This is a genomic window from Nonomuraea sp. NPDC005692 (assembly GCF_040631115.1).
GTDB lineage: Bacteria > Actinomycetota > Actinomycetes > Streptosporangiales > Streptosporangiaceae > Nonomuraea.
Genome location: NZ_JBEXYU010000028.1, coordinates 81,998 through 108,634, shown reverse-complemented (window position 1 = coordinate 108,634; position 26,637 = coordinate 81,998). Strand labels below are relative to the sequence as shown.

The 26,637-nt window shown below is 72.2% G+C and carries 20 protein-coding genes; 9 read left to right on the top strand and 11 right to left on the bottom strand.

Annotation, left to right across the window (positions count from 1 at the left end; all coding sequences use genetic code 11):
- Positions 1 to 79: 79 nt before the first annotated feature.
- From ABZ459_RS39600 to ABZ459_RS39590, 3 genes are read right to left on the bottom strand one after another with little or no spacing between them, the layout of a single operon-like run.
- A complete protein-coding gene (locus ABZ459_RS39600) occupies positions 80 to 2,851 on the bottom strand; it encodes an AAA family ATPase (RefSeq protein WP_357982014.1) in 2,772 nt (923 codons plus the stop codon).
- A gap of 57 nt (positions 2,852 to 2,908) precedes the next feature.
- Positions 2,909 to 4,663 carry a 2-isopropylmalate synthase gene (locus tag ABZ459_RS39595; protein WP_357982011.1) on the bottom strand — a complete coding sequence of 585 codons (1,755 nt, stop codon included), beginning with the start codon at positions 4,661 to 4,663 and terminating at the stop codon, positions 2,909 to 2,911.
- Positions 4,664 to 4,681: 18 nt separating this feature from the next.
- A complete protein-coding gene (locus ABZ459_RS39590) occupies positions 4,682 to 5,008 on the bottom strand; it encodes a hydroxyisourate hydrolase (protein ID WP_357982008.1) in 327 nt (108 codons plus the stop codon).
- Between the two features lie 367 nt (positions 5,009 to 5,375).
- Here ABZ459_RS39590 and ABZ459_RS39585 point away from each other — a divergent pair, with 367 nt between their 5' ends.
- The 4 genes from ABZ459_RS39585 to ABZ459_RS39570 all read left to right on the top strand — a co-directional run bounded on the left by ABZ459_RS39585 (position 5,376) and on the right by ABZ459_RS39570 (position 11,613).
- The gene (locus ABZ459_RS39585) at positions 5,376 to 5,570 is read left to right on the top strand and encodes a hypothetical protein (protein ID WP_357982005.1); all 195 of its coding nucleotides are present in this window, start codon (positions 5,376 to 5,378) and stop codon (positions 5,568 to 5,570) included.
- Between the two features lie 215 nt (positions 5,571 to 5,785).
- A complete protein-coding gene (locus tag ABZ459_RS39580; RefSeq protein ID WP_357982002.1) occupies positions 5,786 to 8,851 on the top strand; it encodes a BTAD domain-containing putative transcriptional regulator in 3,066 nt (1,021 codons plus the stop codon).
- A 131-nt stretch (positions 8,852 to 8,982) separates the two neighbouring features.
- Complete coding sequence (locus tag ABZ459_RS39575; RefSeq protein WP_357981999.1) at positions 8,983 to 10,041, top strand: glucose-1-phosphate thymidylyltransferase; 1,059 nt, start codon at positions 8,983 to 8,985, stop codon at positions 10,039 to 10,041.
- Positions 10,042 to 10,065: 24 nt separating this feature from the next.
- Positions 10,066 to 11,613, top strand: a complete 1,548-nt coding sequence (locus ABZ459_RS39570; RefSeq protein WP_357981996.1) for an MFS transporter — start codon at positions 10,066 to 10,068, stop codon at positions 11,611 to 11,613.
- 81 nt (positions 11,614 to 11,694) lie between these two features.
- Here the strand turns inward: ABZ459_RS39570 and ABZ459_RS39565 are convergent, their stop codons facing one another.
- Positions 11,695 to 12,903, bottom strand: coding sequence for an acyl-CoA dehydrogenase family protein (locus ABZ459_RS39565; protein ID WP_357981993.1), 1,209 nt, complete (start codon positions 12,901 to 12,903; stop codon positions 11,695 to 11,697).
- 174 nt (positions 12,904 to 13,077) lie between these two features.
- On the opposite strand from ABZ459_RS39565, the gene ABZ459_RS39560 reads away from it, so the two are divergent.
- Genes ABZ459_RS39560 through ABZ459_RS39550 form a run of 3 tightly spaced genes read left to right on the top strand, consistent with a single transcriptional unit; the run spans position 13,078 to position 16,047 of the window.
- Complete coding sequence (locus ABZ459_RS39560) at positions 13,078 to 14,253, top strand: acyl-CoA dehydrogenase family protein (RefSeq protein WP_357981990.1); 1,176 nt, start codon at positions 13,078 to 13,080, stop codon at positions 14,251 to 14,253.
- Between the two features lie 11 nt (positions 14,254 to 14,264).
- Entirely contained in the window at positions 14,265 to 14,666 is a 402-nt protein-coding gene (locus ABZ459_RS39555) for an SgcJ/EcaC family oxidoreductase (protein ID WP_357981987.1), read from the top strand.
- A gap of 1 nt (position 14,667) precedes the next feature.
- Entirely contained in the window at positions 14,668 to 16,047 is a 1,380-nt protein-coding gene (locus ABZ459_RS39550) for an FAD-dependent oxidoreductase (protein ID WP_357982125.1), read from the top strand.
- Between the two features lie 63 nt (positions 16,048 to 16,110).
- Here ABZ459_RS39550 and ABZ459_RS39545 read toward each other — a convergent pair whose 3' ends face one another.
- Positions 16,111 to 17,265 carry an epoxide hydrolase family protein gene (locus ABZ459_RS39545; RefSeq protein ID WP_357981984.1) on the bottom strand — a complete coding sequence of 385 codons (1,155 nt, stop codon included), beginning with the start codon at positions 17,263 to 17,265 and terminating at the stop codon, positions 16,111 to 16,113.
- A gap of 41 nt (positions 17,266 to 17,306) precedes the next feature.
- Positions 17,307 to 18,848 carry a 4-hydroxyphenylacetate 3-hydroxylase N-terminal domain-containing protein gene (locus ABZ459_RS39540; RefSeq protein ID WP_357981981.1) on the bottom strand — a complete coding sequence of 514 codons (1,542 nt, stop codon included), beginning with the start codon at positions 18,846 to 18,848 and terminating at the stop codon, positions 17,307 to 17,309.
- A 153-nt stretch (positions 18,849 to 19,001) separates the two neighbouring features.
- On the opposite strand from ABZ459_RS39540, the gene ABZ459_RS39535 reads away from it, so the two are divergent.
- Both ABZ459_RS39535 and ABZ459_RS39530 read left to right on the top strand, forming a co-directional pair.
- Complete coding sequence (locus ABZ459_RS39535; protein WP_357981978.1) at positions 19,002 to 19,994, top strand: methyltransferase; 993 nt, start codon at positions 19,002 to 19,004, stop codon at positions 19,992 to 19,994.
- Positions 19,991 to 21,202 (top strand): cytochrome P450, encoded by a 1,212-nt coding sequence (locus ABZ459_RS39530; RefSeq protein WP_357981975.1) that lies wholly within the window; start codon positions 19,991 to 19,993, stop codon positions 21,200 to 21,202. Before ABZ459_RS39535 ends, ABZ459_RS39530 begins: the two co-directional genes overlap by 4 nt.
- Positions 21,203 to 21,788: 586 nt before the next feature.
- On the opposite strand, the gene ABZ459_RS39525 is transcribed toward ABZ459_RS39530, so the two are convergent.
- The 5 genes from ABZ459_RS39525 to ABZ459_RS39505 form a co-directional block, all read right to left on the bottom strand.
- A complete protein-coding gene (locus tag ABZ459_RS39525; RefSeq protein ID WP_357981972.1) occupies positions 21,789 to 22,319 on the bottom strand; it encodes a GNAT family protein in 531 nt (176 codons plus the stop codon).
- Between the two features lie 79 nt (positions 22,320 to 22,398).
- On the bottom strand, positions 22,399 to 23,430 hold the full coding sequence (locus tag ABZ459_RS39520) for a carbohydrate ABC transporter permease (protein ID WP_357981969.1): 1,032 nt from the start codon (positions 23,428 to 23,430) through the stop codon (positions 22,399 to 22,401).
- A 4-nt stretch (positions 23,431 to 23,434) separates the two neighbouring features.
- Positions 23,435 to 24,361, bottom strand: coding sequence for a sugar ABC transporter permease (locus ABZ459_RS39515; RefSeq protein ID WP_357981966.1), 927 nt, complete (start codon positions 24,359 to 24,361; stop codon positions 23,435 to 23,437).
- On the bottom strand, positions 24,346 to 25,716 hold the full coding sequence (locus ABZ459_RS39510) for an extracellular solute-binding protein (protein WP_357981963.1): 1,371 nt from the start codon (positions 25,714 to 25,716) through the stop codon (positions 24,346 to 24,348). Before ABZ459_RS39510 ends, ABZ459_RS39515 begins: the two co-directional genes overlap by 16 nt.
- Positions 25,713 to 26,483 (bottom strand): GntR family transcriptional regulator, encoded by a 771-nt coding sequence (locus ABZ459_RS39505; protein ID WP_357981959.1) that lies wholly within the window; start codon positions 26,481 to 26,483, stop codon positions 25,713 to 25,715. The genes ABZ459_RS39510 and ABZ459_RS39505 overlap by 4 nt, the downstream gene beginning before the upstream one ends.
- Between the last annotated feature and the right edge of the window lie 154 nt (positions 26,484 to 26,637).

The window sequence follows — 26,637 nt, the reverse complement described above, 5'->3', positions numbered from 1 at the left end:
GGTGCCTGTCGGGAGCACAGGTGAGCACGGGTGAACCCGGTCCGGCGGCGGAAGGCTCGCCGGACCGGGTCGGCCCGGGTCAGGATTGGGCGGTGTCGTCGAACTCCACCACGAGCGGGAGGTCGGCCCGGCGGCGGATGTTCAGCTTGCGGTAGGTGCGGGTCAGGTGCTGCTCGACGGTGCTGATCGTGATGTAGAGCTTGGCCGCGATCTCGCGGTTGCTGTAACCGGCCGCCGCCAGCGCGGCGACCCGGCGTTCGCCGACGCTCAGCACCCCGATCAGGTCGCCCGGCAGGGGGGACGGCGCGCCGTCCGCGTCCGCCGCCCGGCTGAGCGCGCCGATCATCGGCTCGGCCCCGCACTCCAGGGCCGCCGCCTGCGCCCGTCCGGCCACCGTCCGGGCCCGCCGGAACTCGCCCAGCGCCTCGTACGCCTCCACCAGGTCGAACAGCGCCCTGGCCAGCTCGTACCGGTCGCCGGCGAGCTGGAGGTACTCCACCGCCTGGCGCAGCAGCGCCGGACGGCGGGCCGGCTCGGAGACGGCCGCCTTGAGCCGCATCCCGATGCCGCGTCCCCGGTAGGCGCCGGGGCCGCAGCCGTCCAGGTGGGCCTTGATCAGCTCTCTGGCCTCCTCGGTCTGGCCCATCCGCAGGCACGCCTCGGCCGCGTCGGCCTGCCAGGGGATCAGCGCCGGGTTGTTCAGGCCCCAGGCCGTCACCAGCTCGCCGCAGCGCAGGAAGTCGTGCAGGGCCGCCACGAACGACTCGCCGGCCAGGTTGTAGCGGCCGCGGGCGTACAGGTAGTGCAGGCCGTAGCGGGTCTGGAACATGGCCTCGGCGACCGGCCGGTCCAGCGGGTCGCGCACGGCCTCGTGCCGGCCCATCGCGGTCAGCGCGATGATCAGGCTGGCCAGCGGGCCGCCGATGGCCACGCCCCAGCTGCTCATCGGGATCGTGTCCAAGGCGATGCGGGCGTGCCGCTCGGCCGCGGGCATGTCGCCCTGGCGGATCGCGATCTCGGCCCGGATGGCCGCCAGCCGGGCCCGCCGGCTCGGCGCCTGCCGGGCCGCCGCCTCGTCGCCGAACAGGTCGCACAGCGGCGCCGCGCGCTCGCAGCGCCCGGCGTAGGTGAGGGCCAGCAGCGAGTTCTCCACGACGTCCAGGGACATCTCGTCCAGCCGCTCGCCCTCCAGGATGCGCTCGACGGCGTCGAGGTTGTGCTCCCGGGGGCCGTGGGTGAGCACCTCGGCCAGGGCGAGCGTGGACTCCAGCCGCCGGTTGACGGCGACCGACACCATCCCGGCCAGGATGTGCTCCCGCGGCGGGTTGGCCACGTAGGCGGCCAGCGGCGGGCAGGTCACCCGCAGCCACAGCTGCGCCACGACCAGCTCGGCCAGCGTCGCGTGGTCGGACGCCGACGCCTCCTGGTTGAGCTGCTCCAGCACGTCGCGGGCGTCCTCGAAGCGGCCGTGCCACAGCAGCGCGCGGGCCAGCACGACGGCGTCGCTGCCGTGCAGGCTGCCCTTCTGCAGCGCCTCGGTGAGCTGGTCCAGGTGCCCGGCGGGGGCGGCCGGGTTGATCCGCCACTCCGCGCGGACGAGCATGGTCATCAGCTTGGAGCGCTGGAGCTCGTCGGTGCACTCGCGCCAGGCCAGCTTCAGGTAGGCCACCGCCGACTCCACCTCGCCCTTGCGCAGCGCGGCCAGCGCGGCCTCCTCCAGCGTGGGCACCACCCACGGCGCCTCGACCCGGGCGGCCTGGAGCAGGCGGTCGGCGACCACGCCGGGCCGCACGCCGCGCGTGTAGGCCAGCTCGGCGGCGCGGCGGTACAGCTCCTTGCGCTCGGACAGGTCCATGCCGGCCAGCACCGCCGAGCGCACCGCCTCGTGCCGGTAGCCGCCGCCGCGCAGCAGGCCGGTCGCGCCGATCGTGAGCAGCTCCCTGCTGACGTCGACCGCGGGCAGTTCGAGCATCTCGGCCAGCCCGTCGGCCTCGCCGAGGATGGCCAGGCCCTGCGCCACCCGGACGGTACGCGGGTGGCTGCGCCGCAGGCACGTCTCGACCGCCCGGACGAACCGGTCGCCGACGACCAGCTCGCGCGGCGGCTCCTCCACGGCCCGCAGGTGCTGGCGGTAGTCGGCGGCCAGCTCACCGGCCAGCAGCGGGTTGCCGCCGCTGATCGTGTGCCACTCGTCGGCGAACCGCTCGGTCGCGCTGAGCCCCACCTGGCCCGCCACCAGCGCGGCCACGCCCCTGCGGGACAGCGGGGCGAGCTGCAGGCGCAGGCAGTGCGGCAGCCGCAGCAGGTCGGTCTCCAGCGGACCGTCCGTGCCCTGCCGGTCGTTGAGCGCGAACACCGCCACGATCCGCGCGTTGCGCACCCGCCGCGCCAGGTAGGCCAGGCAGAGCAGGGAGGTGCGGTCGGCGTGGTGCACGTCGTCCACGACGACCACCAGCGGGCAGCGTTCGGACAGGTCGAGCAGCACCGTGACGAGGGCGTGCACGACCTGCGGGTCGAGCAGCCGCTCGGCGTCGGCGTGCGCCGCGGTCGCGGTCCGCACGCCCTCCGCCAGCAGTTTCTCCGAGCGCTCGCGCTCCTCCTCGACCAAGGGGGCGTCCTGGATGAGCTGGCGGAGCAGGCCCAGCTGCAGGTCCTGCTCCATCCGCGATCCTGTCGCCGTCACCGCGAGCGCGCCCAGCTCTATGGCCTGTTCGGACAACGCGCGCAGCAGCGCGCTCTTGCCCGTCCCGGCGGGCCCGCTGACCAGCGCGACCCGTCCACGGCCGAGGATGGCGTTGGCGACGAGCGACTCCAGGCAGGACATCTCCTCCTGCCGTTCGATGAGAGTCATGGCCGTCTCCCCACATGTCGTGTTGCGCTCACGCTAGGCCGGGGTGGTATTCGATCTCTATCGTCCCGCCATCAGCCGCCGGTTCCTGGCCGCGCGCCGGCGTCCGGGCTCCGGAAGGGGCAGCTCAGGGGCGGTTGCGGTGGGCGGCGGGGCCGCGCGGCGGGCGCGGGCCACGGCGGTGCGCACGGCGGCCAGGGCCGCGGCGACCGCGTCGGGCGCGGCGCCGGCGCCCCACGCCGTGCCGCCGTCGAGGCCGCACCGGGCGTAGACGGTCACCTCGCCGCCGGCGGCGCCGGCCGCGCCGTCGAGGTGGTGCACGGCCCGGACCCGGACGCCGGCGGCCTCCAGCGCCGCGCGCAGCGCCGCCGCCGTGTCGGGCCGGGCCTGCCCGTACGCGCCGCCGTCGACGTGCAGCGTGGCCACCGTCCCGGCCAGGTCGTCGGGCAGGTCGCCGGGCAGGTCGCCGGGGGAGGCGCCGGGCGTCAGGTACTCCTGCTCGAACAGCCGCCTGATCCGTTCCGGCTCGACCTCGCCCTGCCCGGCCTCCGCCATCGCCTGGACGGCCCGGCCCAGCTCGATCTGCAGCCCGCGCGGCAGCGTGATCCCGTACCGGGCGTTGAGCAGGTACGCCGGGCCAGCCTTGCCCGACTGGCTGGTGACCCGGACCACCGCCTCGTACGTGCGCCCCAGGTCCCGCGGGTCCACCGGCAGGTACGGCACCTCCCACGGCAGCCGTGCCGGATCGCTCCCGGTACGGGCCGCCTCCCGGTCCATGGCGTCGAACGCCTTTTTGATCGCGTCCTGGTGCCCGCCGGAGAAGGCGGTGAACACCAGGTCGCCCCCGTACGGGTGGCGCGGCGGCACCGCGAGCCCGGTGCACTCCTCGACGACGCGCCGCACCCGGTCGAGTTCGGAGAAGTCGATGCCGGGGTCGACGCCCTGGGTGGCCAGGTTCAGGCCGAGCGTGACCAGGCAGACGTTGCCCGCCCGCTCGCCGTTGCCGAACAGGCAGCCCTCGACGCGCTGGGCGCCGGCCAGCATCGCCAGCTCGGCCGCCGCGACCCCGGTGCCGCGGTCGTTGTGCGTGTGCACCGACAGGCAGACGTGCTCGCGGTGCGGCAGGTTGCGGTGCAGCCACTCGATCTGGTCGGCGAACACGTTGGGCGTCGAGCGCTCGACCGTCGTGGGGAAGTTCAGGATGATCGGCCGGTCCGGGCCCGGCTGCCAGACGTCCATGACGGCCGCGCAGACCTCCAGCGCGAAGTCGGGCTCGGTGTCGTGGAAATGCTCAGGCGAGTACTGAAACCGAACATCACCCTCTTCGAGTAATTTATCGGCATATTTCATGACTAATCGGGTTCCCTGGACCGCCAGGTCCTTGCACTCGTCCCGGCTCATCCCGAACACCAGCCGCCGCGCCAGCGGCGAGGTCGCGTTGTAGAGGTGGATCGTCGCCCTGGGCGCCCCGCTCACGCTCTCCACCGTGCGCTCGATCAGCTCGTCGCGCGCCTGGGTCAGCACGGTCACGCACACGTCGTCCGGGATGCGGTCGCGCTCGACCAGGAGCCGGACGAAGTCGTAGTCGTCCTGGCTCGCCGCCGGGAAGCCGACCTCGATCTCCTTGTAGCCCATGCCCACCAGCAGGTCGAACAGCACCAGCTTGCGGCCGGGGTCCATGGGCCTGGGCAGAGCCTGGTTGCCGTCCCGCAGGTCGGTGGACAACCAGCGCGGCGGCGCGGTGAGCGCGGCGTCCGGCCAGGCGCGGTCGCCGAGCGGCATCCGGGGGAAGGGTCGATAGCGGCTGATCTTCATGTCCGGCCTCACTGTCCCTCAGCTGAGCGATCCGAAATAGACGGTCGAGAAATGCGGCGAGATCAGCACGACGATGTGGTTCACGGCGGTCTCGTCCACCATGCGGAAGGTGACGACGATCTCCGGATACGCCGGCCGCAGCCCGAGCCCGACGAAGTACGGGTCGGTGGCGAACACGATGCGGTACAGGCCGCGGTCGAGCGGGCGGTCGGCCCACTCGCTGACCGACCCGTCCTGGTCCGTACGGGTCTCGGCTTCGAGCACCCACTGCCCGTCGGCGTCATGGTCCAGGCGTACGTGCAGGTCAGCCGCACCCCGGCCGTAGACCGCGTCCTGGGCTTGCACCGCTATTCCCATCGAACCTCTCCGAGTGGTCCGCGCGGGCCGTCCGCGCACATGGCCACCCGGACGACGACACGTCGCGCCGCCCGGGCTCGCGCCCAAGGCTCGCGCCGCCGCCTATCCGCCGGACCTCCCTCCGCTATCGCCGCGCTATCGCCGTCCGATCGCCGCCGATGACGAAAGGAGGCGCCCGCCTTATTTTGCGCTATCGCGGCTATCGCCGGGGGTGCGGGGATCGGTGCGCACAGCGTCCAACGTGCGCTGATGGCCGGTGAAAAGAAGATGGATAAAGGGCGAATTGCGCACCGTGTGAGCGTCATTTCCGAAGCCGCGAACGAAGACCGCGGTAATCACCCGGAGGTAGATCGAAATGACCGCGACCACCGCCATCACCGCCCGCGTCCGCCTCACCGTCGCCCTGCTGCTCGCCGCGCTGGCCGGCTTCGCCGCCATCGCCGCCGCGCCGGCCCCCGCGCACGCCGTTCCGTCCGCCGGCCAGCACGACACCGTCAACGGCACGATGGACTGGCCCTGGGGCCTGATCGAGGGTGTCTTTCAGCGCTGACGGTGACAGGCAACACGGATCACCCTGAAACGCTCCAAAACTGGCCACATACCCAATGGCGTTGTACCATCCACCCAACCATGGCAGAAACTTTTGAGGGGTAAGCACCAGTTACGCCGCTCATCATGGCAATCACGCCCGGATTCCGGTCGCGTCGGGAAAGATCTTTGACCGAGGGCGATGATTTGTTTGAGGGGATGCGGGTGGAGTTTCGCGTGTTGGGTGCGCTCGAGGTAACTGCGAGCGAGAGACAGCTCGATCTGGGCGGGGCGCGGCAGCAGATCGTCCTCGCCGTCCTGATCCTGAACGCCAATCACTCGGTCACTCTGGACCGCCTCGTCGAGGCGATCTACGACGAGGACCCCCCGGCCACGTCGCGTGCGCAGGTGCAGATCTGCATCTCCGCGCTCAGGCGCCTGTTCAGCGCCCACGGCCACCCCGAGATGATCGTCACCACCCGGCAGGGCTACATGTTGCGTGCCCCCGCCGACGCGATCGACGCACGCCGTTTCGAGAGCCTTGTGAGCCGGGCCCGCAAGGCTCGCGACGGACGTTCCTTCCCCGAGGCCATCCAGCACTACCGCGAGGCGCTGGCGTTGTGGCGCGGCCCGGCTTTCGACGGCATCGACAGCAGGGCCGTGCAGGCGCTGGCCAGCGGGATCGCCGAGCAGCGCGTCACCGTCAACGAGGACTGCGTGCAGCTCGAACTGGACCTCGGCCGCCACCACGAGCTCGTCGGCGAGCTGGCCGCGCTCGTCCAGGAACACCCGCTCAGGGAGGGGCTGGCCGCCCAGCTCATGGTCGCCCTCTACCGCTCAGGACGGCAGGCCGAGGCGCTCCAGGTCTACCGCGACGCGCGGCGGGTCATCGTCGGGGAGCTGGGCATCGAGCCCAACGAACGGCTGCAGCAGCTCGAGTCGGCCATCCTCACCTCCGACGAGAGCCTGGAGGCGCAGCCGCCGCCCGCGGCGGCCCCGGCCGAGCCGCCCGCCCGTCCGCCCGCGGTGCCCGGCATGCTCCCCTCCGACATCGCCGACTTCATCGGGCGGCAGGCCCAGCTCGACGTCATCAGGCAGCGGGTGACCGTCCCCCTGGCCGGGGACGGCCGCTTCGCCGTGCCCGTCATCGCGGTCGCCGGGCGGGCCGGGATCGGCAAGACCACGATCGCCGTGCACGCCGCGCACAGCGTCGCCGCGCACTTCCCCGACGGCCAGCTCTTCGCCGACCTGCACGGCGGCGTCTCCCGCCCGGTCCACCCGATGCAGGTGCTCGACCGGTTCCTGCGGGCCTGCGGCGTGCAGGGGACGGCGCTGCCCGACACCCTCGGCGAGCGGGCCGAGCTGTACCGCATGCTGCTGGCCGACCGCAGGATGCTGATCGTGCTCGACGACGCCGCCGCCGAGAGCCAGGTGCTGCCGCTGTTACCCGGCAGCCCGACCTCGGCCGTCATCACCACCAGCCGGACCCGGCTCGGCGGGCTGGCCGGCGCCACCCACGTGGACGTCGACCTCTTCGACGCCGCCCAGTCCGTCGAGCTGCTGTCCCGCATCGCCGGGGCCGAGCGGGTACGGGCCGAGCCGGAGTCGGCCGCCGCACTGGCCGAGCTGTGCTGCTTCCTGCCCCTCGCGCTGCGCATCGCCGGCGCCCGCCTGGCCTCACGCCCCCACTGGGCCGTGGAGCAGCTCGTGGACCGGCTCGGCGACGAGGCCCGCCGGCTCGACGAGCTCAAGCACGGCGACATGGGCATCAGGGCCAGCCTCTCGCTCACCTACGACGCGCTCACCGAGCAGGCCCGCTGCCTGTTCCGCCGGCTGGCCATCCTGCACTCGCACATCTTCTCCGCCTGGACCGGCGCCGCCCTGCTCGACCGGCCGCTGGCCGACGCCCAGGACCTCTTCGACGACCTGGTCGACGCCCAGCTCATCGAGGTCGCCGGGGTCGGCAGGAACGTCAACGTCCAGTACCGCTTCCACGACCTCATCCGCGTCTACGCCCACGAACGCCTGGCCGCCGAGGAGCCGCCCGCCGAGCGCAGCGCGGCGCTGGCCCGCGTGCTCGACGCGCTGCACCGCCTCACCGAGACCGCCAGGACCCGCGAGTACGGCCCGCCCGCCGGCCCCCACCTGCGGCCCGGCACCGACTCGCCGCTCCCGGCCGAGCTGGTCGAGCGGCTGGTCGCCGACCCGATCGGCTGGTTCGAACGCGAGCGCCACGTGCTGCTGGCCGGCATCCGCCAGGCCGCCCAGGCCGGGTTCGTGGAGCTGTGCTGGCGTACCGCCATGAACGCCGAGCCCTTCTTCGAGCTGCACGTCTACCTCGACGACTGGCGCGAGATCCAGGAGATCGCCCTGGAGGCCGCCCGCCGGGCGGGAGACGAGCGAGGCCAGGCCGAGATGTTGTGCGTGCGCGGCACGCTGGCCCAGACCGAGCAGCACTTCGGCGAGGCCAGACGCGACTTCGAGGCCGCCCTGACGCTGTTCGAGAAGACCGGCAACGTGGTGCAGATCGCCCGGTCCCGGCGGAACCTGGCGTTCCTGGAACGCATGAACGGCCAGCTCGATGCCGCCGCGACGCACCTGGAGCAGGCGCTGGCCATCTTCACCGACATCGGCGACCAGATCTCGGCCGCGCACACGCTGGACAACCTGGCCGCCATCCGGTCGGAGTGCGGCGACATCGACGACGCCAAGATCATGCTGGCCGAGGCGCTGGTCCGCGGGAAGAGCGGCGGCAGCCGGCGCATCATCTCCCAGATCCTGCACCGGATGGGCCGGGTGCACCTGCAGGCCGAGGAGTTCGCGCTGGCGGCCGGCGCGTTCGAGGAGGCGCTCACGCTGGTGGAGGAGATCGGCGACACCGTCGGCGAGTCCTTCGCCCTGCACGGCCTCGGCATCGCCCACCTGCGCAGGGGGCGCCTGCGCGAGGCCGGCGACCTGCTGCGCCGGGCGCTGGCCGTGGCCGAGACCGCCCGCCACCGCCTGGCCGAGGCGCACGCCCTGGCCGGGCTGGGCGAGCTGGCCGTCACCACGAACGAGCCCGGCGACGCGATCGGCCGCCTGCGCAAGGCGGTCACGCTGTTCCGCCAGATGCGCGCGCCGCTGTTCGAGGCGCAGACGCTCACGATGCTGAGCGAGGTGCTGGTCGCCCTCGGCGACGCCAGCGCGGCCGAACGGGCGCTGTCGCGGGTGCACGAACTGGCCGACACGGTCGACGAACGGGCCGGTCAGCGGCTGCGTGACAACCTGTCCTCGGCCGCCGGGCTGGTGGAGGGCATCGGCTAGCCCGAACCTCGCCGCATCGCCCCGCACCGTCATCCCGCACTGTCCCGCGTCGTCCCCCACCGTCGCCCCGGACCGTCATCCCGCACTGTCAGAGATGCCCGCGGGGGCCTGCCGTTGGGATTCTGGCGAGCATGAAGGCTCTGGTGCTGTCCGGCGGGTCGGGCACCCGCATGCGTCCCTTGAGCCACTCCATGCCGAAGCAGCTCATCCCGATCGCCAACAAACCGGTCCTGGAGCACGTGCTGGATAGTCTGCGCGCGCTCGGCGTGACCGAGATCGGCCTCGTGGTCGGCGACAGGGAGGCGCAGATCGCCGAGGTCGTCGGCGACGGCTCGCGGTTCGGGACGCGCGTCACCTACATCCGCCAGCTCCGCCCGCTTGGGCTGGCCCACTGCGTCAAGCTGGCGCGACCCTTCCTCGGCGGCGACGACTTCGTCATGTACCTCGGCGACTGCGTCCTGGCCGACGGCATCGGCCCGATCGCCGAGGAGTTCCACGCGTTGCGCCCGGCCGCCCAGATCGTGGTGCACCGGGTGGCCGACCCTCGGCCGTTCGGCGTCGTCGAGACCGACGAGACCGGCGCGGTGCTGCGGGTGGTGGAGAAGCCGGAACATCCGCGCAGCGACCTGGTCATGACCGGCGTCTACTTCTTCACCCCCGCCGTCCACGAGGCGGTGGACCGCATCGTCCCCGGACGCCGGGGCGAACTGGAGATCACCGACGCCGTCCAGTGGCTGCTCACCTCCGGCCAGGAGGTGCGGGCCAGCCTCTACCGCGGCTACTGGAGCGACGCCGGCCGCGTCGAGGACGTCCTGGAGTGCAACCGGCGGCTGCTGGCCCGGCTCTCCCGCGACATCGCCGGCCACGTGGACGCCGCCAGCCTGGTACGCGGCGACGTCGTGCTCGGCCCCGGCGCGCGGGTGGTCGCCTCCGTCGTCGAGGGACCGGCGATCATCGGCCCGGACACCCTGATCGTGGACAGCCACATCGGGCCCGGCACCTCCATCGGACGCGACTGCGTGGTGCGCTCCACCCGCCTGTCCGACTCCATCGTGCTCGACGGCGCCTCCATCGTGGCCGCCAGCGGCCTGCGCGGCTCGCTCATCGGGCGCTACACCACCGTCGCTCCCGGCCGCAGCGACCACCGTCTCGTGGTCGGCGACCACACGCGGATCGAGCTGACCACATGAACCCAGGGAACAAGGAGTGAGGACGTGACCGACGACGGCGCCCCGCGCGCGGGGCGGAAAGAGTGGCTCGGGCTGGTGGCGCTGTTCCTGCCCACGATGCTCGTGGCCCTGGACATCAGCGTGCTGTTCCTGGCCTTGCCGCACCTCAGCGCCGACCTGGGCGCGGACGCCACCCAGCAACTGTGGATCACCGACATCTACGGCTTCATGACCGCCGGCTTCCTGGTCACCATGGGCTCGCTCGGCGACCGGATCGGCCGGCGGCGGCTGCTGCTGGCCGGGGGCGCGGCCTTCGGCCTGCTGTCGCTCCTGGCCGCCTTCTCCACCAGCCCCGAGATGCTGATCGTGGCCCGCGCGCTGCTCGGCGTCGCCGGGGCCACGCTGCTGCCCTCGACGCTGTCCCTGATCGGCGTCATGTTCCGCGACCCCCGGCAGTTCGGCCTGGCCATGGCCGCCTGGGGCACGGCCTTCATGCTCGGCATCGCGCTCGGCCCGGTGGTCGGCGGCGCGCTGCTGGAGCGCTTCTGGTGGGGGTCGGTCTTCCTGATGGGCGTGCCGGTCATGCTCCTGCTGCTGGCCGCCGCCCCGCTGCTGCCGGAGTTCCGCGATCCCACCGGCGGCCGGATCGACCTGGTCAGCGTCGTGCTGTCGCTGGCGGCGATCCTGCCGCTGATCTACGGGCTCAAGGCGGTCGCCCGCGACGGCTGGGGCGCCGGTCCGGCCGTCGCGGTCGCCGCCGGGCTGCTCCTGGGCGCGGTGTTCGTGCACCGCCAGCGCGCTCTGGCACACCCGCTGCTGGACGTGCGGCTGTTCCGCCACCGCGCGTTCACCGCCGCGGTGCTGATCGGGCTGCTGTGCGGGGCGCTGCAGACCGGGACCGGGATGGAGGTCGCGCTGTTCCTGCAGACGGTCGAGGGCATGTCGCCGCTGGAGGCTGGGCTGTGGCTGCTGGGCCCGGCCGTCGCGCTCATCGTCTCGATCAACCTGACCCCGCGGCTGGCCAGCCGGGTGCGGCCGGCGTACCTACTGGGCGGCGGCATGCTGATCGCGGTCGTCGGGCAGCTCCTGCTCACCCAGGTCGTCGTGGGCGCGGTGACCGCGCTGATCGTCTTCCTCGGCGTGTGCTACTTCGGCGTCGGGCCGGTCGGCGGCATGATCAACCAGGTGGCGATGAGCACCAGCCCGCCGGAGCAGGCCGGTTCGGCCGCCTCGCTGGTGGCCACCGGCGGCGAGTTCGGCGTCGCGCTCGGCGTGGCGACCCTGGGCAGCCTCGGCACCGCGGTCTACCGGGGCACGTTCACCCCGCCCGCCGGCACCCCGGCGCTCGCCCAGGACAGCATCACCGGCGCGGTCACCGTGGCCGGGCAGCTGCCCGCCGACCAGGGCGCGGCGCTGCTCGGCGCGGCCCGCGAGGCGTTCACCACCGGGCTGCACGCGGTCGCGTGGGCGAGCGCGGCCCTGTGCGCCGTGCTGGCCGTGCTCGCGCTGGTCCGGCTGCGCGGCGTGGCGCCCTTCGCCGGGGTCCACGACGGTCACCACCAGCCGGACCAGGAGCCCGTCCTGGTGGACTGAGCACACGAGACTGAGCACACCAGACTGAGCACACGAGAAGGCGGGCCCGGGTGACCGGGCCCGCCTTGGTCTTCCGGAGGTTCAGGTCAGGCCGAACCGGGCGCGGGACAGCTCCCGGTTGGCCAGGGCCGCCAGGTAGATCGCGAACCCGGCGTGGCTGTGCGTGGTGGACATGTCCCGCCAGATCCGCTCCATGCGCTGGCCGTCCCTGACCGCGCTGGAACCGGCCGTCGGGAACAGGCAGCCCTCCACGGCCCGCCAGGCCAGCCGGGCGACCTCGCGGCTGACGGTGGCCAGGCGCACGTCCCGCTCCCTGGTGAACGCCTCCGGGCCCGCCGCGCAGGTCCAGCTCCACTGCTGGACGGCGTTCGTCATGGCCGCCTCGGCGGCGGCGAGCATGCCGGCGGCCTCGCCGTACCAGGACTGGTAGTCGGGGTCCTCGGCGCGGGTGGTGAACGGCGGGAAGATGGTCGTCCTGGTGCGCATCAGCTCCTCGTAGGCGTCCAGGGCGCCCTGGGCCATGCCCAGCACGACGGCCGCGCTGCCGAGCAGCATGACGCTGAGCGGGCCGCCGCCGTACTCGGGGTTGCCGTGCAGCTCCCGGCCCGGGGTGCCGCCGGTGACGACGGCCTGGCTGAGGTGGATCGGCAGCGTGAGGTGGCCGGGGACGCGGCCGCCGTCCATGGCGATGCTGTGCGAGCCGCTGCCCTTCAGGCCGAGTTGGCCGCCCCAGTCGTCCAGCCGGCGCCACTGGTCGCGCGGCGCGACGAACAACATCGGCTGCCCGTCCACGACGACGTGGCCCATGAAGTGGGTGGCGTACGGGGCTCCCGAGCAGTAGCTCCAGGTGCCGTCGAGGAGCCACCCGCCCTCGCCGTCCGGACGGGCGGAGCCGCCGGGCGCGACCGTGGCCGGGCAGACGAAGTCCCCGCAGGCGAACAGCTCGCTCTGGGCCCGCTCGCCGAACAGCGTGGCCACCGCCAGCGTGTGCGCCGAGCCGAAGGAGTACATCCAGCCGGTGGACGGGCAGCCCCGCGCGAGCGTCATCGACACCCGCATGAAGGTCTCCACGCCGAACTCGTAGCCGCCGAAGCGGCGGGGGACCAGGATGCGGTAGAAGCCCGCCCTGGCGAACGCCTCGTGGGTGTCGGGGGCGTAGTAGGTGCGCCGCTCCGTCTCGGCCTGGCGCTCGACCAGGGCGGGCACCATGGCCTCGGCCCTGGCGACGATCTCGTCGGGGGTGAGCCCGGGCTCGGGCGGAGCCATGGGGGCGTGGGTGACGGCTGTCATGCTGCGCGAACCCTTCGTCTCGGGTTTTCCCTCAAGGCTCGCCCGGCTCCGGTGACCTTCGCATCTCCGTGCGTGCCCGGCAATCCCGCACGCCGGAAGATGCGCCCGTCAACCGGCGAATGGGACGTTCAGGGAGCAGTGTCTCGACTGACGTCCCGGGAGGACATGGTGTTGATGACAGGTGCTCCGGCGCGGGAAGAGCTCGTCCGCCGCGCGACGGAGGCAGGCCCTGTCCTGCGCAGGAACGCGGCCTGGGCGGAGGAGAACCGCAGGCTGCACGAGGAGACGATCGAGGCGCTGGCCGAGGCCGGCGTCTTCAGGCTGCGGACGCCGCGCCGCTACGGCGGTTTCGAGGCGGACACGCGCACCCTGGTCGAGGTCGCCGCCGAGCTGGGCCGCGCCGACGGCGCCGCGGCGTGGACGGCCTCGGTCTACTGGATCCCGACCTGGATGGCCGCCCACTTCCCCGAGGCCGTCCAGGACGAGGTGTTCGCCACCCCCGACGTGCGCATCTGCGGCACGCTCAGCCCCACCGCGATGGCCGTGCGCGCCGAGGGCGGCATCGTGGTCAACGGCAAGTGGGGCTTCGTCAGCGGCGCCCACCACAGCCACTGGCAGGAGATCGTGGCCGTCGTCGTCGGCCCGGACAGCGAGCCCGAGCCGGTCATGGCGCTGGTGCCGATGAGCGACCTGACCGTCATCGACGACTGGCACACCTCCGGCCTGCGCGGCACCGGCAGCGTCAGCACCGTGGCCCAGGACCTGTTCGTCCCGGCCGCGCGGGTCATGCCGCTGGGCGCGATCCTCCAGGGACAGCACGCCGACGGCGCCAACGCCGGCTCCCCGATCTACCGCTCGCCGCTGCTGCCCGTGGCCGCCGCCTCCTCGGTCGGGACCGTGCTCGGCCTGGCCAAGGCCGCCCGCGAGGTCTTCTTCGAGCGGCTGCCGGACCGCAAGATCACCTACACCGGGTACACCAGCCAGAGCGCCGCCCCGCTGACCCACCTCCAGGTCGCCGAGGCCACCTTCAAGATCGACCAGGCCGAGTTCCACGCCCACCGCCTGTCCTCCACCGTGGACGCCAAGGACGCCGACTCCGCCGGGTGGACCGTCGAGGAGCGCGTACGCGCCCGCGCCGACATGGGCGCCGTCTGCCGCCTGGCCAAGGAGGCCGTCGACATCCTGGCCACCGCCAGCGGCGGCTCCTCCATCTACAGCGACGTGCCCATCCAGCGCATCGCCCGCGACGTGCACGCCGTCAACCAGCACGCCCTCATGCACCCCAACACCAACGCCGAGCTGTACGGGCGGATTCTGTGCGGCCTCGAACCCGACACCCTCTACATCTGAAGGAGATCGCCATGACCACCGTGTCGGCCCCCGACCAGACCCTCGCCGTCGCCGCCCTGCCGCAGCAGATCATCGCCGCCTGGGCCGCCCACGACGCCGAGGCGTTCGCCGCCGTCTTCACGCAGGACGGCTCCATGATCCTGCCCGGCGTGTACCGCAAGGGCCAGGCCGAGATCCGCGCCTTCATGACCCACGCCTTCGCCGGGCCGTACCAGGGCACCCAGGTCACCGGGCAGCCCATCGACCTGCGTTTCCTCGCGGAGGACGTCTGCCTGCTGACCACCGAGGGCGGCGTGCTGGCGGCCGGCGAGAGCGAGGTCGCCCCCGAGCGCGCGGTCCGCGCCTCCTGGCTGGCCGTCCGCCGCGACGGGCAGTGGAAGCTGGCCGCCTACCAGAACAGCCCGCGTGACTGAGATGGCCGCTCACGTCGCACAGCGCGCGGTGGTGCTCGGCGGAGGCATGGCGGGGCTGCTGGCCGCGCGCGTGCTCGCCGAGCACTGCGCCGAGGTCCTGCTGGTGGACCGGGACACGCTGACCGGCGCGGCGGGCCCGCGCCGGGGCGTGCCGCACGGCTGCCACGCCCACGCCCTGCTGGCCCGCGGCCAGCAGATCCTGGACGAGCTGTTCCCCGGCCTCACCCAGCAGATGATCGACGACGGGGTGCCCGCCGGAGACCTCGCCACCAGCCTGCGCTGGTACTTCAACGGCCGCCGGCTGCGCCCGGCCCCCACCGGCCTGATCAGCGTCTCGGCCACCAGGCCCGTCCTGGAGGAGCAGGTCAGGAACCGGGTCTCGGCCCTGCCCAACGTGCGCTTCCTGGAGCGCACCGACATCCTCGGGCCGACCGCGACGCCGGCCCGCGACCGGGTCACCGGCGTCCGCGTGCGCGGGACGGACGGCGTCGAGCAGCACCTGGCCTGCGACCTGCTGGTGGACGCGACGGGCCGCGGCTCGCGCACCCCCGCCTGGCTCCAGGAGCTCGGCTTCCCCCGGCCGGACGAGGACCGCGTCAAGATCGGCCTGGCCTACACCACCCGCCACTTCCGCCTGCGCCGCGACCCGTACGGCGAGGACCTGTCGATCAACCCCGTCGCCTCGCCCGCGAACCCGCGCGGCGCGTTCTTCCCCAAGCTGCCCGGCGACATGAGCATGCTCTCCCTCACCGGCATCCTGGGCGACCACCCGCCGGCGGACCTGGAGGGCTTCCTCGCCTTCGCCAAATCCCTGCCCGTGCCCGACGTCTACGACGCCGTCCGCGACGCCGAACCGCTCGACGAGGGCGTCACCTTCACCTTCCCGGCCAGCGTGCGGCGCCGCTACGAACGTCTGCCCGCCTTCCCCGACGGCCTGCTGGTGCTGGGCGACGGCGTGTGCAGCTTCAACCCCGTCTACGGCCAGGGCATGACCGTCGCCGCCATGGAGGCGATGATCCTGCGCGAGCACCTCCAGGCGGGCGCCGTGCCGCCCTGGCAGGCCTTCTTCAGGGACATCTCACGGGTCATCGACGTCCCGTGGGACATCTCCGCCGGCGCCGACCTCGCCTTCCCCGGGGTGGAGGGGCGGCGTACCGCCAAGGTGCGCATCGGCAACGCCTACATGGCGCGCCTGCACGCCGCGGCGGCTCGCGACGGCGCGGTCACGGCCGCGTTCATGCGGGTGGCCGGGCTCGTGGACCCGCCGCAGACGCTCATGCGGCCCGCGCTCATGCTGCGGGTCCTGTGCCAGAGCGGCGCCGGCCCCGCGCCGGCCGCCGCCCCCGAGCAGCGCCCGCAGGTGCCGCTGCTCAAGCCCTGACCCCGTCCGAACGACGAAGGGGACGCCGGCGGATCCCCGCCGGCGTCCCTTTCATCCGTACGGCTACCTCAGCGAGCGGGCGAACGCGCGGACGTCGCCCACCAGCAGCTCCGGCTGCTCCATGGCGGCGAAGTGGCCGCCCCGCTCGAACTCGGTCCAGTGGCTGATCGTCGGGACGTCCCGGTCGGCCAGCCGGCGCACCGGCACGAAGATGTCCCTGGGGAAGACCGCCACGCCCACGGGCACGGTGATGGGCGGCGGCCGGTGCCCCTCGGCGGCCATCTTCAGCCCCGCCGCGCCCTCGTAGTAGAAGCGCGCCGACGACCCGGCGGTCGCGGTCAGCCAGTAGATCGACACGTTGGTCAGCATCCGGTCCCGGTCCACGGCGTCCTCGGGCGCCTTGTCGGAGTCCGTCCAGTCGTGGAACTTCTCCACGATCCAGGCCAGCTGCCCCACGGGCGAGTCGGTGAGCGCGTACGCCAGCGTCTGCGGGCGGGTGGACTGCAGCTTCATGTAGCCCGACAGCTCCTCGTCGAACCGGGCCAGCCCGGCCAGCCGCCCCTGCTCGGCGGGCGTCAGGCCGGCCAGCTCGGCCGGATCGCCCGACGGGAAGGCCATCAGCATGTTGACGTGCGCGCCGATCACGTGCTCGGGGGCCAGCCTGGCCAGCTCCAGCGAGATCACCGCGCCCGCGTCGCCGCCCTGCGCCAGGTAGCGGTCGTAGCCCAGCTGGCGCATCAGCTCGGCCCACGCCAGCGCCACCCGGTACGGATGCCAGCCCGCCTCCCTGGTGTGCCCCGAGAACCCGAACCCCGGGATCGACGGGATGACCAGGTGGAAGGCGTCGGCCGGGTCGCCGCCGTGCGCGCGCGGGTCGGTGAGCGGCCCGATCACGTCCAGGAACTCGGCGACCGAGCCCGGCCAGCCGTGCGTCAGCAGCAGCGGCACGGCCTGCGGCTCCGGCGAGCGCACGTGCAGGAAGTGCACGTCGGCGCCGTCGATCTCGGTCACGAACTGCGGGTGCCGGTTCAGCTCGGCCTCGGCCGCCCGCCAGTCGAAGCCGTGCCGCCAGTGGTCGGCCAGCTCCTTGAGGTAGCCCAGCGGCACGCCGCGCTCCCAGCCGGTGCCGGGCAGCTCGTCCGGCCAGCGGGTGGCGTCGATCCTGCGGTGCAGGTCGGCCAGCTCGGCCTCGGGGATGTCGATGCGGAATGGACGCATGGGTGGTCCGCCCTTCTCTTGTCAGGGTTGGGTCGAGCAGGTCAGCCGGTGCCGGTGCGCCGCAGCTCCTCGAAGGAGGACAGGTCGGGCACCGTCCAGCCGTCCAGGTCGTACTCGCCGAGGCAGCGGTCGACGAAGGCCGCGTACTCGTCGAGCTGGCCGCCGGCCATCTGCGAGAACAGCAGCTCGACCCGGGTGTTCTCGTGGTTGCCGCCGTAGTTGCGCTCGTAGAGCTCGTGGCGGCCGCCGAACTCCGAGCCGATCGCGTCCCACAGCAGCTTCATCACCTTGACGCGGCCCTCGGCGTCGGTGCCGTCCGAGCCCCGCAGGTATTTGTCCAGGTACGGGCGGATGTCGGGGTTCTTGAAGTCGGCCGCGCCGGAGTTGACGTAGATGAGCCCGCTGGCCACGTCCTGAAGGATGATCTCCTTGATCCGCGGGTAGCCGATCTGCATGAACCAGCGGTAGGCCAGGCCGTACTGCGGGTTGGGCAGCAGGGCGCCGTTGCGCCACTCCACCGGGTTGCGGGCGGCGGCGTCCGACAGCGCCCAGAACAGGTTGCGCCAGGCCAGCACCTCGCCGATCCGGGTCTGCACGCCGCGGAAGTCCTTGGTGCCGGTGATCTCCAGCGCCCTGACCAGCAGCCCGGCGATGAACTCCAGCTTGACCGCCAGCCGGGTGCAGCCGTGGAAGGTGAACCGCTCGGTGAAGCCCGACTGGCCGGTGAACAGCTGCGCCTTGCCGAGGTCGCCGTAGATGAACACGTTCTCCCAGGGGATGAGCACCTTGTCCAGGACGAGGATGCTGTCGTTCTCGTCCAGCCGGGAGGAGAGCGGGTAGTCGAACGGGCCGCCGGTCAGCGCCGCGGCCATGCCGTAGGACGGGCGGCAGATCAGCTTCAGGCCCTGCGCGTCCATCGGCACGGTGGCCACCAGCGCGAACTCGCGCTTCTTGACCGGCAGGCCGTAGTGGGCGATGAAGTTGTAGTGCGTCAGCGCCGAGCCGGTCGCCACCACCTTCGCGCCGCTCACCACGAGCCCCGCGTCGGTCTCCCGCTCGACGTGCACGTAGACGTCGTTGACCTCGTCCGGCGGCCGGTTGCGGTCGACCGGCGGGTGCACGATCGCGTGGTTCCAGAACAGCACCTTCTCCTGCGACTCGCGGTACCAGCGGCGGGCGTTGCCGTCGAAGGGCGCGTAGAAGCCGGCGTTGGCGCCGAGCGTGCCGAGGAAGGAGGCCTTGTAGTCGGGGCTGCGGCCCATCCAGCCGTAGCTCATCCTGGCCCACGTCGCGATGGCCCGCTGGTCGGCGACCAGGTCCTCGACCGTGCGCGGGGTGGTGAAGAAGCGGTGCGTGTAACCCTCGCCGCCGCTGTCGGTGGGGCAGGTCAGCAGCTCACGGGTGCCGTCGGCGTGGAGGGCGTCGTAGAGCCTGGCGGTCATCCGCACCGGGTTGTGGAAGGCCGGGTGCTCGGTGACGTCCTTGACGCGGTCACCGTAGAGGTAGATCTCACGATCGTCACGCAGGCTCTCGACGTACTCGCTGCCCGTGAGCGGGCGGGTCTTCGGCGCGGCATCGGGCATCGGACATCTCCCAGGGCAGGCAGCACGGTGCATCCTCAGCGTGGCACCCGGGCCCGCGGCGGCCATCTCGCGATGTGCGCTGTTCCGCCGGCGCGGGCGCGGGCGGCATTCTGGAAGGTGCCCGTACGCGCGCCCCGATGTGACGATGACCGCGTGACGGAGCATCGCCTGTGGGCGCTGGCCCACCTCGGAACCCCGATGGCGATCCGGGTGGCAGCGACGCTGAGGATCGCCGACCGGCTCGCCAAGGCGCCGGCCACCGGCGCCGAACTCGCCCCCGCCGTGGGCGCCGACCCCGGTGTGCTGGAGCGCCTCATGCGCTACCTGGCCGCCAGGGGAGTGCTCGGCCGAGACGACGACGGCAGATACACGCTGACCGCCATCGGCGAGGAGCTGCGCGACGACCATCCGGCCGGGATGCGCGCCATGCTGGACATCGAGAGCTGGGAGGGCCGGGCCGAGCTGGCCTTCGCCCACCTGCTGCACAGCGTGCGCACCGGCGAGGCGGCCTTCCCCCGCCAGTTCGGCCGCTCCTTCTGGGCGGACCTGGCCGCCGACCCGGCCCGCGCCGCCGCGTTCGACGCGCGCATGGCCGCCGAGGTCCCCGGCCGGGCCCCCGCCATCGTGGCCGGCTACGACTGGGGGAGCCTCGGCCGGATCGTCGACGTCGGCGGCGGCGACGGATCCCTGCTCATCGCGCTGCTCACCGCCTACCCCGGCCTGCGCGGCACGGTCGTCGACCAGCCCGCCACCGCGCGGGCCGCCGCCGCGGCGCTGGCGGCCGCCGGCCTGTCCGGCCGCGGCGAGGCCGTGGGGGGCAGCTTCTTCGACCCGCTGCCGCCGGGCGCCGACGGCTACCTGCTGTCGTGGATCCTGCACGACTGGAGCGACGACGACGCCGCCGTCATCCTGGGCCGCTGCGCCGAGGCGGCCGGGCCGGGCGGCTCGGTCTTCGTGGTGGAGGACTTCGGCCCCGACGGCGAGTCGCCGCGTACCGGGATGGACCTGCGCATGCTCGTCTACTACGGCGGCCGCGAGCGCGCCGTCGCCGACCTGCGGGCCCTGGCCGATCGCTGCGGCCTGGAGGTCGCCTCGGTGCACCCGGCGGGCGCGCTGCGGATCGTCCGGCTGGTGGCACGCCCGTGACCCCCGCCGAGATCGTCGCCGCCCTGGTCGCCCCCGAGGGCCGCCGCGACCCCTACCCGCTGTACGAGCTGCTGCGCGCCCACGGCCCGGTCGTCCCGGTACGCCCAGGTCTCACCGTCGCCGTCGGCTACGCCGAGATCAACCGCGCGCTGCGCGACAACCGCCTCCGCGTCCAGGACGCCGCCGGGTACGACCACATCTATCCCGCCTGGCGCTCGCACTCCTCGCTGCGCGGCTACACCGACTCCATGCTGTACCGCAACCCGCCCGGCCACACCCAGACCCGGCGCCTGGTCAGCAGCGGCTTCACGCCCGCCCGCGTGGCCGGGATGCAGGAGTCGGTCGAGCGGATGGTCCACCGGCTGCTGGACCGGCTGGCCGACCTCGGCGCGGGCGGCACGCCCGTCGACTACATCGCCGAGTTCGCCTCCCGGCTGCCGATCGCCGTCATCAGCGCGCTCATCGGCGTGGCCGAGGACGACCAGAAGTGGTTCCGCCAGGTCGCCTCGGACCTGACGATCGCCTTGGAGGGCATCACCAACGTCTCCAGGCTGTCCATCGCCGACAAGGCCATGGACGAGCTGGCCGGCTACTTCGGCGAGCTGATCGACGACCGCCGCCGCCACCCCGCCGACGACATGCTGACCGCGCTCGTACGCGCCCACGACGACGGCACCCGGCTCAGCCACGACGAGCTGGTCGGCAACCTCATGCTGCTGCTGACCGCCGGGTTCGAGACGACGAGCTTCCTGCTCGGGCACGGGCTGCGGCTGGCGTTCGAGCATCCGGGCCAGGCGGCGCGGCTGCGCGAGGAGCCGGGGTTCGCCAACGCGTACGTGGAGGAGGTCCTGCGGTTCGAGGCGCCCGTCCAGGCGACCAGCCGGTGGGCCGAGACGGCGACCGACATCTCCGGCGTCTCGGTGCCGGGCGGGACGAAGGTCGTCCTCATGCTCGCCGCCGGCAACCGGGACCCGCGCCGCTTCCCCGACCCGGCCCGCTTCGACCCGGACCGGCCGGACGTCCAGCCGCTCAGCTTCGGCGCCGGGCCGCACTTCTGCCTGGGGGCGCCGCTGTCGCGCATGGAGGCCCGCATAGCGCTGCCGCTGCTCCTGCGGCGTTTCCCGGCGCTGTCCGCGGCCGAGCCGCCGGACCATCGCGACCGCTGGGTGGGCCGCGGCCTCCACCGCTTCCTCGTCACCACCTCCTGACCGCCAGGCTCTTCCTCCCTGCCGGACCGCTCCTCCAGTGTTCCCTCCCGTGTCCCGACGATCATGGGCTTCATGGGGTGCGGCCACGCCCACCGCACTCGCTCCCGGCCTCCACGACCTGATCCGGTCGCCGCTGTCCGGATCCACACCCTGATCCAGGGCCTCCCGCTCTGGGAACTCCCGATCTTCGACTTCGGCGGCGCGCCGCTGCTCGCCCTGGCCCTGGCCGGCCGGCACGCGGGCGTACGGACCGGGGTGCATGGGCGCGTGGGGGGGCCGCCGGAGATGGTGAGCGCACAGGCGGGCTGTGGCCTGTACTTCCTGGCGCCCCCGCCCCTGGTCCTGCTCACGGTACGGGCGTTCGTCCGGCGCGGTCACCTGGCTGACCGGGGCGGAGAGAAGGTTCCTGTGCGAGGTCCGCGGATACAGCACCTTCCGCGCCGAGGGCCGGCAGGACGCCTCCGACCGGGTGGTGATCACGCGAGGACACCACCTGCGCCGTCTGACCACCCGGCACGGCGGCGACCTCGGCGCGCCTCGCCATCAGGCCTTCCCCGACGTGCGGTCCGGTCAGTTTCCGGAACCCTCAGCCGGTGAGTTCGCTCGCCAGCAGCCCCATCATCAGGTAGTCGTACAACTTGCCCCCGGTCCGGAAGGACTCCCGCTTGCGGCCCTCCTGGACGAAGCCCACGCGCTCGTAGGCCCGGACGGCGGCGGTGTTCTCGGCGGCCACCCAGAGGGTGACGCGGTGCATGCCGGCCTCCTCGAACACGAACCGGCACGCCACCCGGAGGGCGTCGGTGGCGTAACCCTTGCCCCAGGCGTCGCGGTCGCCGATGGCGAAGCTCTGCAGGGTGATGTCGCGGGCCACGAAGTCGGTGTCGCCCAGGGAGGCGTAGCCGATCAGCCGAGGGTCGTCGAGGGGTTCGATGCCCAGGAGCATCTGCTCGAAGGTGTTACGGGGGCGGTCCAGGCCCTTGGCCATGTTCTGGGCCAGGGAGATGGGCGGAGCGCTGTTCATCCAGCGGCCCACCTCCGGGTCGTGGTACCAGCGCCACATGGGTTCGCTGTCAGCGGGTTCGAGGGCGCGCAGGCGGACGAGATCTCCGGTCAACATGGGTCAAGTGGTAGCCGAAGGGCCAGGTCAGGGGCAAACGGTTTAAACATCACCATGGGCGGGAGTTCGGCCGCCGGGTTCATTTCTCCACTCCCGTGCTCATGATGCCGCGCACGAACGTGCGCTGGAAACAGACGAAGATGATCACTGGTACGGCGATCGTCATCATGGCGCCGGCCTGGATGTAGGCGGGTTTCGTCGAGTACAGGCCGTTGAAGGCGGCCAGGCCCACCTGCAGCGGCTGGAGCTCGGGCCGGCCGGAGAGGTAGACGAGCGGGGTGAAGTAGTCGTTCCAGGTGTAGACGAAGTTGAACAGGGTGACGGCGGTGATCGCCGGCCACGCCTGCGGCACGATCACCGAACGCAGCGTGCGCAGCGGTCCGGCGCCGTCGATCGAGGCCGCTTCGTCCATCTCGCGGGGGATGGTGAGGAAGTACTGCCGTAGCAGGAAGACGCTGTAGGCGTTGGCGAAGAAGGCCGGCACGAGCAGCGGCAGCCAGGTGCCGACCCATCCGATCTGCGCGAAGACGGTATATGTCGGGATCAGCGTCACCGTGGCGGGCAGGAAGATCGTGGCGATGAGCAGGGTGAACAGCGGTCCGCGGCCGGGGAAGCGGAAGCGGGCGAAGCCATAGGCGACCAGCGTGCACGACAGAACGGTCCCGATCGTGCTGATCACCGCCAGGGCGATGGTGTTGAGCAGCAGCCGGGGGAAGTCGATGAGCTTCCAGACCGCGGCGTAGTTCGACCATTGCGGCGCCAGGGTCCAGCTGGGGTCGAGGGTGCGCCAGGAGCCGCGCCAGGTGACGGTCCCCTTCTCGGGCGCCGCCGGGTCGACGAACTCGCTCTCCGCGCGCCCCTTCTTCACCAGGGCGAGTTCGCGGACCGCGCCGTCGACCGGCACCCGGTACACGTCGTAGCGCCGGCCCTCATGGGTGAAGGTGCGCGGGTCGGACGGCAGCAGCGGCGCGTGCGCCTGGCTGACCTGCCGCTCGCTCTTCAGCGACGACAGCGTCATCTGCACGAGAGGCGACAGGAACGCCGCGACGATGCCGAACATCACGATCGTCATCAGCGCCGTCCGGATGCGGCGGGCCGGGTACGGGGTCACCGGGTCACCTCTCACTCGTGTAGTGGACCCAGCGCCTGGACAGCCGGAACAGCACCAGGGTCACGATGAGGGTGATGACGAACAGCAGCCACGCCAGCGTCGAGCCGTAGGACATCTCCTGATAGGTGAAGAAGGTCTGGTACAGGTAGAGGTTGAAGAACCGGGTCGCGCCGCCGGGGTCGCCGCTGCCGTCGAAAAGCACCAGCGGGATGAGGAAGTACTGCATGACCTCGACGACCGCGAGAATCATCGTGTAGAAGATCACCGGTGACATCATCGGGATCGTCACGTGCCACAGCCGGCGCCACCATCCGGCGCCGTCGAGCCGGGCGGCGTCGTACAACGCGGTGGGGATGCCGCGCAGCCCCGCCAGGTTGATGATGATGCCCGAGCCGAGCCCCCACAGGCCGATCATGACGAGCCCGGGGATCACCCAGGCGGGGTCGCTCAGCCAGCTGGGCGCGCCGCCCACGCCGAGCCGGCGCAGCGCGGTGTTGATCCATCCGTCGTCGACCAGCATGTTCTGCCAGATCAGTGCGCCGGCCACGAACGGCACCACGTACGGCATGAACAGCAGCACCCGCAACAGCCCGGCGCCGCGCACGTACCCGCTGTTGACCGCGACCGCGAGCAGGAACGGCAGGGCGATGACCAGCGGCAGCCAGAGCAGGGCGAAACGGGCGGTCACCCACAGCGAGGCCCACGCCTGCTGGTCGGCGAAGAGGCGCTGGTAGTTCGCCAGGCCGACGAACATCAGCGGCTCCTGCTCGGCCAGAGAGACGTTGAGGAAGGTGAAGACGAACGTGGCCGCCATCGGAAGTGCCGTGAAGGCGAGGAACCCGGTGATCCACGGCAGGACGAACAGGAACCCGTACCGGGCCTCCCGGCGGGCCGTCCGGGACGTCGTCCGGCCCTTCACGAGCGGTTCCACACGTCCTGGATCTCCTGGCGCATCTCTTTGAGCTGGGCGTTCATGTCGAGCCCGCCCTTGGTCATCCAGCGGCTCCGGTAGGTGCCGAGGATGGTGAGCGTCTGGTTGTACTTGGGCGTGTACGACTCGGAGTGCGGGTTGTCGGCGAACGCCACGCTGTCCTTGGCGACCTGCCAGTCGACCTTGTGGGTGAACTGCTCGGCCAGCTTGGCGAAGAAGGCGTCCTGGTAGGCGGTGCGGGCGGGCATCGCGCCGTATGCGGAGAGCAGTTCCTGGGAGGCCGGGCCGACCAGGTAGGTCAGGAACTCGAAGGCCTCGGCGGGGTGCTTGCTGCCGGCCAGGATCCGGAAGGTGTCCGCGCTGGTGGGGGAGGTGGTCCTGCCGTCGTACGAGGGCATCGCGGCCAGGTCCCAGTCGTCGCCGGCGCCGGCCACGCCGTAGGTGGACCACAGGAAGTTGACGCTCATCGCGACGTGCCCGGAGAAGAAGCTGGCGCCGTCCCCGTTGAACTGCTCGGAGTCGAAGACGGGACCGGTCATGATGAACCGGTCCTTCCACATGCCGTCGTAGAAGAAGTGCCAGGCGTCGGCCCAGGCGTCGGGGATCTTCACGGTCCTGCCGTCGCCCGTGTCCAGTGATCCGGCGGCGAAGGCGGCGCCCTGGTAGCGCAGGTCGTCGCGGGCCGGCTCGAAGCCGTACTGCACGATCTGGCCGGGGTCGAATCCTGCCTGGGTGGCGTCCTTTCCGTTCTTGTCGACGGTGAGCCTGAGGGCCAGTTCCCTGAGCGTGTCGTAGTTCCACTCGCTCTGGCGGCCGTCGGGCCAGGTGTACTTCTCGCCGTACTTGTGCGGCGGCTCGGCCAGGCCGGCCTCCTCGAACATGCCGGCCTTGTAGTACAGGGTCGACGGGTAGATCGCGAACGGGATCCCCTCCTGCACGGGGCCGATCCGGTAGAGGTCGGCGCTGCCCTTGGCGTACGGGCTGAGGTCGAAGCCGCTGGACCTGATGAGGGGAGCCAGATCGAGCCACCGGCCGTGGAAGGCGGCGGCGCCGCCGACGCCGACGGGACCGGCGAGGTCGGGCCCGTTGCCGGAGGCGATCTGGGTGGCGAGCGTGTCACGGGCGGAGTTGTAGGGGACGACCTCGAGCTTCACCCTGATCCTGCGCTGGGCGGCGTGGAACTTCTCGATCACCTTCTGCTGCGCCTTGACCTGCTCGGCCTGCTCGCCGGTGCCGAGGCAGCAGTACCAGCGCAGTTCCACCTCCGCGTCACCGCTCGGAGGGGCGGCGGCCCCGCAGGCGGCCGCCGCCACGGCTAACACGATCGCGACCAGGACGTGCGACAACCGATTCACGTGTCTCTCCCGATGCTGGGGTCCGGGGGGCGGGCGATGGAGAGTTCGTAGGAGAGGCGGGCGCGGTCGCCTCTCACGTAACTGCGGGTGAACTCGACGGGCTCGTCGCCGGGGCCGAAGGCGATGCCCTCGACGAGCATGGCGGGGCGTTCCACCGGCTGGTCGAGCAGGCGGGCCTCGTGGGCGCGCAGCCGTACCGGCTCGATGACCTCGCGGGCGCGCACGATCCTGGCCCCGTAGTGCTCGGCCAGCAGGCTGTAGAGGGAGTTGCGTTCGAGGTCATGTTTGAGCAGCCCGGCGAAGCGGTCGGCCGGCAGGTAGACCTGCTCCAGGATCAGCGGCTCGCCGTCGGCGATGCGCAGCCGCTCGAGGTAGACGACCTGCGCGCCGGCGGCCAGGGCCAGTGCGGCGGCGACCATCTCTCCCGGCCTCTCGATCCCGGACGCGACCAGCCTGGTGTCCGGGTCCATGCCGTGCATGTGCATGAGGTCGGCGAAGCTCTGGCTGGCGCCCAGGTCGACCTCCAGCCGGGAGTGCAGGACGAACGTGCCGCGACCGCGGGTGCGCTCCAGGCGACCCTCGCGGGCCAGTTCGGCCAGGGCCCGCCGTACCGGGATGAGGCTGCATCCGTAGCGGCGGGCCAGCTCTCTTTCCGGCGGCAAGCGGTCTCCCGCCTGCCATTCACCCGCGTCGAGCGCGCTGCTCAGGTCCAGGTAGACCTGGTGGTGGAGGGGGATCGGACCGGCCTCGAGCCGATAGCGGGCCATCGGGCGTTCGCTTCCTTCCGGAACCTGCCAAGCAGTTGTTTGATGACAATGTTGTCAGCAACACTGAGCACAGCCGCTACCTCTGTCAAGCACTGTCAAGGCGGCACCCCCCCGAATCAGAGGCAGGTAAAGGCGTGACGAGGTCACCCCGAAA

Coding starts and splice junctions, on each gene's coding strand:
- ABZ459_RS39595 (WP_357982011.1), bottom strand. CDS start 4,663: ATGAAGATCAGCCGCTATCGACCCTTCCCCCGGATGCCGCTCGGCGAC.
- ABZ459_RS39585 (WP_357982005.1), top strand. CDS start 5,376: ATGACCGCGACCACCGCCATCACCGCCCGCGTCCGCCTCACCGTCGCC.
- ABZ459_RS39540 (WP_357981981.1), bottom strand. CDS start 18,848: ATGCCCGATGCCGCGCCGAAGACCCGCCCGCTCACGGGCAGCGAGTAC.
- ABZ459_RS39545 (WP_357981984.1), bottom strand. CDS start 17,265: ATGCGTCCATTCCGCATCGACATCCCCGAGGCCGAGCTGGCCGACCTG.
- ABZ459_RS39565 (WP_357981993.1), bottom strand. CDS start 12,903: ATGACAGCCGTCACCCACGCCCCCATGGCTCCGCCCGAGCCCGGGCTC.
- ABZ459_RS39550 (WP_357982125.1), top strand. CDS start 14,668: ATGGCCGCTCACGTCGCACAGCGCGCGGTGGTGCTCGGCGGAGGCATG.
- ABZ459_RS39555 (WP_357981987.1), top strand. CDS start 14,265: ATGACCACCGTGTCGGCCCCCGACCAGACCCTCGCCGTCGCCGCCCTG.
- ABZ459_RS39525 (WP_357981972.1), bottom strand. CDS start 22,319: ATGTTGACCGGAGATCTCGTCCGCCTGCGCGCCCTCGAACCCGCTGAC.
- ABZ459_RS39600 (WP_357982014.1), bottom strand. CDS start 2,851: ATGACTCTCATCGAACGGCAGGAGGAGATGTCCTGCCTGGAGTCGCTC.
- ABZ459_RS39560 (WP_357981990.1), top strand. CDS start 13,078: ATGACAGGTGCTCCGGCGCGGGAAGAGCTCGTCCGCCGCGCGACGGAG.
- ABZ459_RS39575 (WP_357981999.1), top strand. CDS start 8,983: ATGAAGGCTCTGGTGCTGTCCGGCGGGTCGGGCACCCGCATGCGTCCC.
- ABZ459_RS39505 (WP_357981959.1), bottom strand. CDS start 26,483: ATGGCCCGCTATCGGCTCGAGGCCGGTCCGATCCCCCTCCACCACCAG.